We start from the raw sequence: 11,739 nt of genomic DNA, 5'->3' as shown, positions 1-11,739 counted from the left end.
ATCAGAAATAGCCCTCGCGCTTCTTCTTTTCCATGGAACCTGCCTCGTCGCGGTCGATGAGGCGGCCCTGGCGCTCGGAGGTGCGAGCAGTCAGCATCTCGCCGACGATGGCCTCCAGCGTGTCGGCGTCGGACTCGATCGCGCCGGTCAGCGGGTAGCAGCCCAGCGTGCGGAAGCGCACGAGCCGGTCCTCGATCGCCTCGCCGGGGCGCAGCTGCATGCGGTCATCGTCCTTCATGATCAGCATGCCGTCGCGCTCGACCACCGGCCGCTCCTTGGCGAAATAGAGCGGCACGATCGGGATGTCCTCCTGCAGGATGTACTGCCAGATATCGAGCTCGGTCCAGTTGGACAGGGGGAAGACGCGGATCGACTCACCCGGCGCGATGCGGGTGTTGAAGACCTTCCACATTTCGGGCCGCTGGTTCTTCGGGTCCCAGGCGTGCTGGGCGTTGCGGAAGGAAAAGATGCGCTCCTTGGCGCGCGACTTCTCCTCGTCGCGGCGGGCGCCGCCGAATGCGGCATCGAAGCCGTATTTGTCGAGCGCCTGGCGCAACGCGACCGTCTTCATCACATGGGTGTGGGTGTTGGAGCCATGATCGAAGGGGTTGATGCCCTCGCGCACGCCATCCTCATTGACGTGGACCAGGAGGTCGAAGCCAAGCTTCTGCGCCATCTGATCGCGAAAGGCGATCATCTCGCGGAACTTCCAGGTGGTGTCGACATGCAGGAACGGGAAAGGCGGCTTGGCCGGATAGAAGGCCTTCATCGCCAGATGCATCAGCACGGACGAATCCTTGCCGACCGAATAGAGCATCACCGGCTTGGAGAAAGATGCCGCGACCTCGCGGAAGATGTGGATGGATTCGGCCTCGAGCCGCTGCAGATGCGTGAGCGCGATATTCATGGAGCGTCGAGCGTTCTCTCGTGCCGTGGAGCGGAAAACTTGCATTGCAGGCGCAATTCCATGCCGCCCGGGCGCAAATTTCACTTCGGACAAACTGTTTCGTGCGGGCGTTCTAACAGATCGGCGCCGCCGATAACAATGCAAGACCCGCGCGGCGCGAGGTGATTAGGGAACGAATTTTCCAAGCACGGCCGGCAAAGCGGAAAAATCCTGCCCGGAGCCATCGAAAACGCGGAAGCGAGGAAAGACCGTGGCGTCAGGGGAATTCCGGAGCTCCCCGATCCTCGCCGGATCGGGGATTTCTGCCGCAACATCGTCGACCGCACTATCGCGGAGCGGCGCCAGCCGCTATACGGGCTCGGGGAACGGGCAAGGCGCGGCAAACGGAGATCGGCGAGGCGGCCTCTGGCTGGCTCCATGGATCCGGGCGCAACCTGGAAAATTGCGAAGCAAGCATTTGAACCCGTTTACAACGCTCCGGCGCCACCTCACGCCCGCACAGATCAACATCTATTTCTCGATCGTCTGCTTTTTCTCGCCGCCGGTGCTTGGATCGCTGGTCAGCATCACCTTCAATGCCGGTGGTGTGTGGTCCGCGATGCTTCTGGCTGCGAAACGTCGGCGCTTCAACATCGACCGGCCGGTGCTCGCCATCACGGTGGCGATCTATGCCTATTGCGCGGCCATGGTTCTGGCTTCGATCGTTAACGGCACGCTGGCCGCCGATTTGCGGTTTTTCCTGCCGCTGATCACCTTCCTGCTGTTCCCCATCTCCTATTCGACCTGGAGCATCACCAAGAAGAGCGCGCTGGCACGCATCGCCATTCTGGCCAGCACCGCGGCCTGCTTCGGCGCGCTGGCGATGGCCGTGTTCCAGTATCATCGGCTCGGTGTGAGGGCGGAGGGCGGCGCCGGCAATCCGATCGTCTTCGCGACCGTTACGTGCCTTGCTGTCATGACATGCCTTGCCGGCGCGCTGTCGGGCATCGAGAAACGCTGGAAGCTGCTGGTCATGGCGGCGATCGCCGGAGCCATTGCGATTGTCTATTCGGGGTCGCGCATGATCTGGGTGGCCGTGCCGATCGCCAGCATCGTCGTGCTTCTCATCAACCGCCGCCGGTACACCGGCGCCAGCCTGGCACGCTTCGTGGCGATCGGCGTCGTGGTCGCCCTTGTGATCGCCGCCATCGGCTCCCGCGCCGTGCTGGATAGAACCGACTTCTTGGTCAGCGACTGGGATGCACTGAACGCCAATGGCGACCATTCGACGGCGCTCGGCCTGCGCGTGGCGATGTGGGAAATCGGCTTTGCCGCGTTTCGCGAGATGCCGATTTTCGGCCATGGCATCTCGGCGAGCCGGGCGCTCATGAAGCAGGGTTTTCACGAGCAGTTCGGCCTAAGCGCGGGTTTCAGCCATTTTCACAATGGCTTCCTGACCGCGCTGGTCCAGGCCGGCCTGCTGGGGGCGCTGGCCCTGGCGTCGATTTTCGTCGTCGCCGCCTGGAACGCGGCACGGGCGCTGCGCCTCAGCGTCGATCCGGTGGAGCGGTTCGGCGCGACGATGGTCCTTGTCGCGGTCATCACCTATCTCACCGGCGGAATGGCCGGCATCCTGGTCGGCCACGACATCCTCGACGCAACGCTGATGGTGTTCCTGATCTCGGGGACCTACCTTGCATCCGGGCGGACGGTGGCGCCAACCGCGAAAAGCGCGCCTGCGGCGGCGCGGGACGCCTGCCCGCAACCATGAAGGTCCTGGTCACTGGCGCGACAGGCTTCATTGGACGCCGGGTCGTCAGCCGGTTGCGCGAGGCCGGATTCGGCATACGGATCGCATCCCGCCTGCCGCAACGGCTGGCGGGCGTGGACGATGCCGTCGCGCTGCCCGCCGCCGATGCGCCAGACGAAGCCTTCCTGACGCTGATGCGCGAGGTGACGCATGTCGTCTACTGCGCGGCGCTCAACAATGACCGCAACGCCGGCGAGGCCGACTTCCAGGCCGTCAATGCGATGCTGACCGGACGGCTCGCCCAGGCGGCGGCCGCGCGCTCCGCCGGGCGCTTCATCTATCTCTCCTCGATCCGCGCCGTGGTGGGCGCCGGTTTCAGCGGCACCATCGACGAGGCCACGCCCCCTGCCCCGCAAGGCGCCTATGGGCGTTCCAAGCGCGAAGGCGAGATCAAAACGCTGGAGGCTTTCGCAGCGGCTGGGCGCGCCGGAGCGACGGCGCTGCGGCTGCCGCCGGTCTATGGCGAAGGCATGAAGGGAAATCTGCGCGGGCTGGCGCGGCTCGCGGCCACCGGCCTGCCGCTGCCAGCAGCCGCCCTGACAGCGGTTCGCTCGCTCGCCTCGCAAGACGCCGTGGCCGGCGCCGTGATGCATCTTCTGATCCGAGCCGCGCCGCCGCGCCCGATCTATGTGCTCAGCGATGCTTCGCCGGTTGCGATGGCCGAAATCATCACCGCGTTCCGGCGCGGATATGGCCGGCCGGCCCGGCTTTTCCCCATGCCGGCCAGGCCGCTGCGGCTGCTGGCCACGTTGGTTGGCCGGCAGGCGTCATGGCAAGCCTTCATTGCGACGCAGATCTGTGACCCGTCCCTGCTGGCTTCGGAGGGCTGGATGCCGGAAACCGACACGCTCGGCCGGCTTGAGGAACTGGCGCGGCAGGCCGGCCGGAGCGATTCCGTAAAGCGGCCAGGCTCGGCGCCTTCGCCGTAGCTTTGCGTCCACAAGCGCTTCAAAAGAGCGTGCCCAGCAATATCTTGAGGTCCAGGCCGGTCGAGGCGGCATTGATGTAGGCCGCGTCGGTTTCCGCGCAAAGTCTTGGATCGGACATGTCGATCCCCTTGATCTGCGCGAGCCCTGTGATGCCTGGAAGTGCGGTGAGCACGCCCAATTCCCTGCGCCGTTCGATCAGTTCCGTCTGCGTCGGCAGGCATGGACGAGGGCCGACAAGGCTCATCTCGCCCTTGAGCACGTTCCAGAGCTGCGGCAATTCGTCGATCTTGGTTGCCCGCAGCACCTTGCCGACCGCGGTGACCGAACCGGCCGGCGCTTCGTGCGTGGGCAAGGAAGGCGTTGCGCGATACATCGTGCGCAATTTGCGGCAGGCAAAGAGGGCCCCTCCCCGGCCGACGCGGGTCTGCGAGAAGATGGCCGGGCCGGGCGACGTCGCCCGGATTGCCAGCAACGCGACAAGCAGGACGGGAGCCGCCGCCACCAGCATCGGAACAGCGACCGCGAGGTCGAGCGCGCGCTTCGCGGTCATGGCTCAGATCCGTCGCCAAAGGAAAGCGACATCCATGATGCCCGTGAGAACGGCCACACTCTGATCTTGTCTGGTCACGGCTTCAGAACCATTCAAGTGCGGGCGTTTGAGCAGGCTTCAATGGCCAATTGCGGGCACCCGGCACAGGCTTAAAGCGCATTATGCGCTTTAAGTCTTTGATTTTATGCATGTCTTTATCCCGAAACCGGTTTCCACTTTCGGGAGACATGCTTAGCCGACCTGCCCGGCCGTTTTCGGCGCCGCCTCTTCGCGCAGGCCGCCCATGTCTTCTTCCGCCCGGTAGAGCCCGGCCAGTATGGCAAGGGCTGCCGCCTTGTCGCGATCGTGCATCGCGGCCACCAGCGCGGGCAGGGCCGCCTCGATCTTCGGCCATTCGATGACGCCGGTCCTGAGGCCGAAGATCTTGGCGATGTCGAGCTTGACCACTTCCTCGTTCTCGGCGTGCAGCGTCTCGTGCAGCTTCTCGCCGGGCCTGATGCCGGTGAAGCGGATCGGAATATCGGTGTAGGGGCTTTTGCCAGCCATGCGGATCATGGTTTCGGCGACTTCGAGGATCTGCACGGGCTTGCCCATGTCGAGCATGTAGATGGCGTAGTCATCCGCGCCCCGGCGCTGCTCGGCATCGGCGGCCGACATGATGACGAGGTCGACAGCCTCGGCCACGGTCATGAAATAGCGGGTCATGCGCCGGTCGGTGATGGTCACCGGCCCGCCGGCCTCGATCTGCGCCTGGAAGATGGTCGCCACCGAGCCGTTGGAGCCGAAGACGTTGCCGAAGCGCACGGCGACGAATTTCGTGCCCGAATGACGCAAATCGGCGGCGCCGGCATGGCCGTTCGCCGCGCCGGCACGCGGCGGCGACGCCGCCGCCTGGGTTTCATGCAGCGAGGAGACGACCTGTTCGGCCGCCCGCTTGGTGACGCCCAGCACCGAAGTCGGGTCGACGGCCTTGTCGCTGGAAATCAGCAGGAACTGCGGCACCCCGCATTCGGCGGCGATCTCGGCGCAGGCGAGCGTGCCGAAGACATTCGTCTCGATCGCCGCTTCCCAGTTCTCCTCCAGCAGCGGCACGTGCTTCAGCGCCGCGGCATGGAAGATGATCGCGGGTTTGAACTCGCTGACGAGGCGCGTCATGAGAGGCCGGTCGGTGACGTCGACGATGCGGCTGGTCAGCCGGTCGCGGTCGCCGTCTTCGGTCTGCTGATCGAGCTGGAAAATGCCGAACTCGGAATTGTCGGCCACCAGCACCGCCTCGGCGCCCAGCTCCAGCGCGCGCTTGACCAGCACGCGGCCGATGGAGCCGGCGCCGCCGGTGACCATCACGCGCTTGCCGCCGACGAAGGCGCCGATGCGCGTGATGTCGGTGGCGACCGCCGAACGGCGCATGATGGTTTCCATCTCGACGGCATCGAGAACCAGCTTGCCTCCCTGCCCCAGTTCCGACAGGCCGGAAAACTGGACGACGGCGATGCCGCTGTGGCGGGCGACGCGCACCAGCTCGGCATAGTCCTCGATCTCGCGCTCGACCCCTTGGCCGAAGATCAGGAGGTCGAGGTTTTCCGTGCCCTTGACATATTCCTCCAGCACCTCGACCAGGCGCGGCCGCAGCGCCACGACCGGAACGCCCTGGATCTGCGTGCCGAGCGGCGCGTCGCTCTCGGTGGCCATGATGCCGGCGATGGCGTATTCGGCAGGCATGGCCGTGCGGGTGAAGCGGACGATCAGGTCCGCCTCGCCCAGCCGGCCGATGAACAGCGCCTGCTTGGTCGAGGCATCGCCTGCAGCACGGCGCAGGATGCGCCAGCTCGCGCCGTCGCGCAGGAAGCGATAATAGAGCCTGGGCGCCGAGATGATGGTGAAGGAGACCAGGAAGAAGACGATGAACTGGCGCTCGTTGAGGCCCATGACAGGCTGAAAGAAGAAGCGGAAGCCAAGCGAGGCCAGATAGAGGACCACCGTCAGGCTGCCGCAGCCCTTGAGGATGTTGAAGAAGTCGGGCGTGGAGGCAAAGCGCCAGACGGTGTTGTAAAGACCGCAAGTGCGGAACAAAAGATGGGCGATGAGCACGATGAGCGCCCAGCAGGCCAGCCCGCCGGAGGAGAACGCGTCGAACGACAGCCGCGACTGCGACAGGGTCAGGCTAAGAGCCACCGCGACCAGGACCATGACGAGATCCTGGACCATGATGATGGCGCGCCGCATCCTCGGTCTGAGTTCCGATACGGCTTCTACATAGGCGGTCATTGGGCAGTACTGAACTCCAGGCGTGGGGACATGCATACCAGAACCGCGCCGGACCGACCATCGTCCGCCACCACGCTAGATTGCAAAATCCCCAACCCCGTCACCCGGTCATCGCCTTAGCGCGGAGCGAGCGGGAGAGCCAGAGTTTTTTTGGCGAAGTGCCGATCCGCCAAGTGTCATGAGCTCAGCGGGCGATAGTGCGACAGTAAAATGCCGGGCTCTTCATTGAACCGGGCAGACGATGCTCGGCCTTGCCGTTCAACCTTTGCGGTTCTCGAGCTGGCGATAGAGTTCGGCATAGGATTTCCCCATCCTGTCGGCGGTGAACAGGCGAACGTAGCGCTCGCGCGCGGCTCGTCCCCAGTTGGCCGCCTCGGTCGGCTGCTCGACCAGCCGGTTGATCGCTTCGGCAAGCTGTACCGGGTCCGATGGGGGCACGACCAGCCCGGTCCGGCCAGCCTCGTTAACATAGCTTGTGCCCGTGCCGATTTCGCAAGAAATCATCGGCTTGCCGCACATGGCGGCCTCGGCAAGCGAAAGACCGTAGGCCTCCGATCTCTGATTCGAAGGAAAGACAAAGCCGAGGCAGTTGCGGAGAAGCGCCATCTTGCGCGGCTCGGCTACCTCGCCAAGGAAAATCACGTTATCACGGCCCAGCGTCTCTGCCTGTTGTTCAAGTTCGCGCTCGACCGGGCCCGAGCCGGCAATGACGATCTTGCACCGCGTCTTGCCGGCTGCATGGATCAGGACATCCAGCCCCTTGTAGTAGCGCAGGACGCCGACGAACAGCACGAAGGGCCGTGCGACCATCGATCGGCACCAGGCGTCATCGGCCTCGCTTGGCGTCGGATAGGCGCTCTCGTCGATGCCGATGGGGATGACCTTCGATTTGGCCTTGAATGTCCTGAGAACAGGACTTGACTCGAGGTAGTTCGGCGATGTCGCCACGATCGCGTCGACAGCCCCGAGGAAGCGCATCATCAAGGGCCGGTAGAGGGGCAGGATGAGCCGCTGTTTGACGATGTCGGAGTGATAGGTGACGACGGCCGGCTTGCCGTGGCCGGATTGGAAATGGACGATATCCATGAACGGCCAGGGGAAATGGTAGTGGACCAGGTCGGCTCCTCCGGCGAGCACATGGAACTTGCGAAAGGCTTCGCGCGAGAATCCGGTCGACGCCAGCTCGAAATCGAGCCTGGCCTTCACGGCCATATGTCCGTCAAGGCGTCGGGTGTTTTCCTCTGGTGTCGGGCTCAACGACAGCACTTCGGTTTCGATGCCATAGGCAGCCGTGCTTTGGGCGATGGCATGGATCGTCCGTTCCACCCCGCCGAACGTATCGGGCCAGTATGTCTTGAAGAAATGCAGGACTTTCACGCGTCGGTCTTTCGTCTTTGCCGTATGGCCTCTTCGAAAATCTGCAGCATGCCCTTGGCGTGATTTTCCCAGGTGAAGCGCCCGGCATTGCTCCGCGCGCCGGCGGCGATCCGGTTGCGGAACTCGGCATCCATACACAGCCGGCCGAATGCCGCGGCGATCCCCGCCGGGTCGTTCGGGTCGACAAGGACGGCACTGTCTCCGGCGACTTCAGGCATTGAGGATGTGTTCGACGTCAGCACCGGCTTGCCGAAGGAGTGGGCCTCGACGATCGGAAAGCCGAACCCCTCATAGAGCGACGGCATCGCCAGGAACAGGCAATTCGCGTAAAGCGTGGCGAGCACGGCATCGTCGACGAAGCCGGTAAACCTGATATTCGCCTCGAGCCCACCGGCGCGCACGAGATCGGCCAGATCCGTCTGTTTCCATCCCTTGCCGCCGACGATGACCAGGTCGCAGCCCGCACAGGCGTCGGCCGAAAGCAGGCCATAGGCCCTTATCAGATTGGCGAGATTCTTCCGCGGCTCGAGCGTGCCGACAAAAAGCGCGTAGGGCCTGGTGATGCCGAGCGGCCCAAGGCTCGAAACATCGCCGGGAACCGGCAGGGTAGCCGTGCCGGGAAAGACCATCCTGATTGGCGATTTCAGCCAGGGAAACTCGACCGTCAACGCGCTTGCCGTAGCCGTCGAATCCGCGACCACGATGTCAGCCTTTCGCAAAGCGGGTTTCATCAGGAGGCGCTCGCCGATCAAAGTCCTGGCTCGCATGGTTTCAGGCGTGTGCAACCAGACGAGATCGTGGATAGTGACAACACGCGCGATGCGGCCATCGAGAACGAAGGGCAGCCGATGCGAAGGCCCCCAGAGGACCTCCACCCGGTCGCGCCGTGCCAGGGAAGGCAGCCGCGACTGCCCCCAGAGGGTCCTGGCGAGAGGTCCCTTGAAGCCAGCAGACCGTACGGAAACACCAGGCGGAATGTCGTAGCTTTCGCTGACCACGTCAGGCGCGTAGACCACCACATCGGCGCCCTGCGCCGCCAGAGCCTTGACCGCATTGTAGACGAACCGGCCGATGCCGTCGGTGGCCGATGCGAGGTTTCTGCCGTCGATGGCAATTTTCAACCGCGTCTCCGGAATTTCGTCTTTCTTGGCGGGACCGAAGGACGGCCGCTAGCTGGGCATATCAACGGCGATCGTTCGCGACAGGGACTCGCCTGAACAACTCAGACAATCCGTATTTGAAGTTATCATAGGCGAATTTCCGGGACGCGGTTTCCTGGGCCTCCTTCTGTCGCAGCACTGCCGCTGCGTGATCTTCAAGGATCGACACCACTCGGTTCGCGAACCCCTCGCAGTCGCCGACATCGACCAGATCCAGGCAATCAGATGCTTCTCCAAGCTCCAATGTAATGAGCGGGATATTCGTCGCGACCACCGGCACGCCCAGATGCAACGCTTCAGTTATCTGGGTCGGGAAGTTCCCCTCCATCTCAGACGTGAACAACAGGCAGAGCGCGTTCTTATAAAGATATCCGAGTTCCACGTCCGTGATCTCGGGCAACGAAACCAGATGCTCTTCCGCCCCAGCCGCCGACTTGCCTGTTAACGGGGTGGTCAGAAGTCCAATGAGCCGGTCCTCGCTCCCGGCTGCCTTCAGTCGCTCGTTAACAATCGCCACAGTTCTTGCGAAGTCCGCGAGCCGCTTTGAAGGCCGATCTCGAGTGGGGTAAAATGCGTAGTACTTTGGCAGTACCCCGAGCCGGCCGGGCGCCTCCGCGTTGCCTGGGTCGCCGTTCAGGTATGGCAGGGGAACGGGCACGATGTTTTCCGGGCGTGCGGCCAACGTGGTCTTCGGCAGATACGATGCCGTAAATGCGGAGTTCGTCAGAATGCGTCGGGCCTTGGCGACCATCTTTCTGCCGACCATGGCCGATTGCCGTGTAGCACCCATCTCAATCGAGGCTTTGTAGAAATGGGGCATATAGTCAGGAAGATATAACACGACGTTCTTGCCCTCCAGGTGAGCAAGCTCGGGAAACATGTAGTAGTGCGATATCAGCACATGGTCGATATTCGTGTCTGCATTTATCAGGTCAACATATTCGGCACGTGGCGTGGCGCCATTCGCAAGTTTGAAATTATCGACCTGTTGCTCCACTCTGCGCAGTGCCTTGAAAATTGCTACCGCTGCTGTTGATGCCAGCGCACGGGGCATGTTCTTGATATCTCTTGCTCGGCCAAGCCCTTTGAGATGGTCGATATTGGCTGAAAATGGTCGCGTCCGGGCAATCTGGCGAAGGCGTCCTATCGCCGTCATCGCTCCGCTTCCGACGGGAACGTCCTTGTCAATCACCATGATCTTCAGATTGCGGCCGGCGGCGGAATTGAGGAAGCCATGGATGCGACCGACGTCTTCTTTCCGGCTCGTGACGACGACCCTGAATCCAAGGTCGGCCAGCGCACGAATGACTTGGCGGATGACCCGCGCGATCCCCTCCGCACAGTGGTATTCGCCGTTTTGGTGAACAACGAGCGGCCCAAAACCATGAAAGGCTACAAGAACGGTTTCGGCTGCCGGTGCCTCCATTTTTACCGTTGGCGTATAAATCAACTCAGGCGCCTGGTTCGTTCCCGCATCGCCGAGCACCCTCGTTATAGCCTCGTCGAAAATGGGCCACACATATTCCGGCTGGTACAGTTTCCGGACCTCGGCCTGACTTTCGATGAGTTCGCGAGAGAGAGCACGGTCGCCCTTCCGCAACTGCTCCGACCGCTTCACCAGCTCTTCGATGCTGTCGGTCCTGCCGGGTGCATCGGCTGGGAAATACCGGGAAAGCAGGGATGCCTTTTTGAAGATCACCGGGCCGCCAAGTGTCATGAACTCTATGGGTGGCAGATAGCAAACGGTAGGCTCCTCATAGTGATAGGCAAAGCCGCGCATCTGGGATAACCGTCTGATGAACTCGGATCGTTCGACCGTGCCTATCACCTGCTCATCGCGGACAGGCACGTTCTGTGCGCCGAAGATCCTGTAACCCTTCGCAGGGAAATAGCGCTTCAGGTGGCGGTAATTGGTGGTGTAGTAAGGAATGTCCGCAACCCTCGGGCAGAGCAATCCCAGTTCAGCCCCCGACGCTTCGGGATCCCACGTGTCTCGTCGATCGACGACGTCCGGCGTGAGGCAGTAGGGAACGATCATCATGCGTGATCGCAGCCAATCGTCCTCTATATCGGTCACCTTTTCGGTGTTCGGCATGAACCAGAAGTCGTTCCGCTCGGTGATGAGCGGCAGCGCTCCCAAATTGGCCAGTTCATCCGACAGACTGTGAGGCTGGCCATATGTGCGATAGATAACCCTGCCATGATAGGCTTTCAGGAAATGGGCCAGCCATAGCGGATTGATCGTTACAATCGCGGCGTCGAAATATGCATTCAGAACCTCCGCTGCCTCTGGCGGAATCTCATCATAAAAGAAGTTGGTCCTTGCCAGGATCTCCAGGGCCTCGTTCGGCAGACTGGAGTCGGGCGCAACCCAATCGTAGACGGCGGATTGATCGTAGACGTCGCTCAGATAAGGCGGGTTGAAAACCTCGTAGCCGAGAGCCCGCAGGCGGGGGAGTTCGGTCTGCGAGAGCACCTGATGCATGCCCAGCCAGAAAATGCGCTTCTTTTTCATCCGCTTCCGATTCTAAGGGGGCGGTGTCTGGTATTGCAGCGCACCATCAATTGTCAAATGGGCGGTTTTGAATGCCAAGGGGACGGCGCGCATAAGGGACATGGGCCGATAAAGAGATAGATATTTTCTCTTAGTCAATGACTGCGTTTTCGTTTCCATCTGTGAGTCCGGAGACAGTTGCCCAAACCTTTGTTTTGGGGAGGCTTTCGGTTTCGCGGGCAAAAGTCCGTATTGCGATAAGTTTCGA

Annotated in this window: 8 protein-coding genes; 2 read left to right on the top strand and 6 right to left on the bottom strand. The window is 62.4% G+C overall.

Annotated features, from left to right (window positions below; all coding sequences use genetic code 11):
• Position 1: 1 nt before the first annotated feature.
• On the bottom strand, positions 2-907 hold the full coding sequence (cysD, locus tag FJ956_RS17115; RefSeq protein WP_246672055.1) for a sulfate adenylyltransferase subunit CysD: 906 nt from the start codon (positions 905-907) through the stop codon (positions 2-4).
• Between the two features lie 457 nt (positions 908-1,364).
• Here cysD and FJ956_RS17110 point away from each other — a divergent pair, with 457 nt between their 5' ends.
• Together FJ956_RS17110 and FJ956_RS17105 are read left to right on the top strand one after the other, a co-directional pair.
• Complete coding sequence (locus FJ956_RS17110; protein WP_140676743.1) at positions 1,365-2,657, top strand: O-antigen ligase family protein; 1,293 nt, start codon at positions 1,365-1,367, stop codon at positions 2,655-2,657.
• Positions 2,654-3,625 (top strand): NAD-dependent epimerase/dehydratase family protein, encoded by a 972-nt coding sequence (locus tag FJ956_RS17105; RefSeq protein WP_140676740.1) that lies wholly within the window; start codon positions 2,654-2,656, stop codon positions 3,623-3,625. The genes FJ956_RS17110 and FJ956_RS17105 overlap by 4 nt, the downstream gene beginning before the upstream one ends.
• Before the next feature lie 19 nt (positions 3,626-3,644).
• Here the strand turns inward: FJ956_RS17105 and FJ956_RS17100 are convergent, their stop codons facing one another.
• The 5 genes from FJ956_RS17100 to FJ956_RS17080 all read right to left on the bottom strand — a co-directional run bounded on the left by FJ956_RS17100 (position 3,645) and on the right by FJ956_RS17080 (position 11,492).
• Positions 3,645-4,175, bottom strand: a complete 531-nt coding sequence (locus tag FJ956_RS17100) for a sugar transferase (RefSeq protein ID WP_140676737.1) — start codon at positions 4,173-4,175, stop codon at positions 3,645-3,647.
• A gap of 231 nt (positions 4,176-4,406) precedes the next feature.
• Positions 4,407-6,440 (bottom strand): nucleoside-diphosphate sugar epimerase/dehydratase, encoded by a 2,034-nt coding sequence (locus FJ956_RS17095; protein ID WP_181170184.1) that lies wholly within the window; start codon positions 6,438-6,440, stop codon positions 4,407-4,409.
• Positions 6,441-6,698: 258 nt separating this feature from the next.
• Entirely contained in the window at positions 6,699-7,817 is a 1,119-nt protein-coding gene (locus FJ956_RS17090; protein WP_140676734.1) for a glycosyltransferase, read from the bottom strand.
• Entirely contained in the window at positions 7,814-8,938 is a 1,125-nt protein-coding gene (locus tag FJ956_RS17085) for a glycosyltransferase family 1 protein (protein WP_140676730.1), read from the bottom strand. The genes FJ956_RS17090 and FJ956_RS17085 overlap by 4 nt, the downstream gene beginning before the upstream one ends.
• Positions 8,939-8,999: 61 nt before the next feature.
• Entirely contained in the window at positions 9,000-11,492 is a 2,493-nt protein-coding gene (locus FJ956_RS17080) for a glycosyltransferase (RefSeq protein WP_140676727.1), read from the bottom strand.
• Between the last annotated feature and the right edge of the window lie 247 nt (positions 11,493-11,739).

The organism is Mesorhizobium sp. B2-4-3, assembly GCF_006442815.1.
Taxonomy (GTDB): Bacteria; Pseudomonadota; Alphaproteobacteria; order Rhizobiales; family Rhizobiaceae; genus Mesorhizobium.
This window is presented reverse-complemented; position numbering and strand designations above follow the sequence as displayed.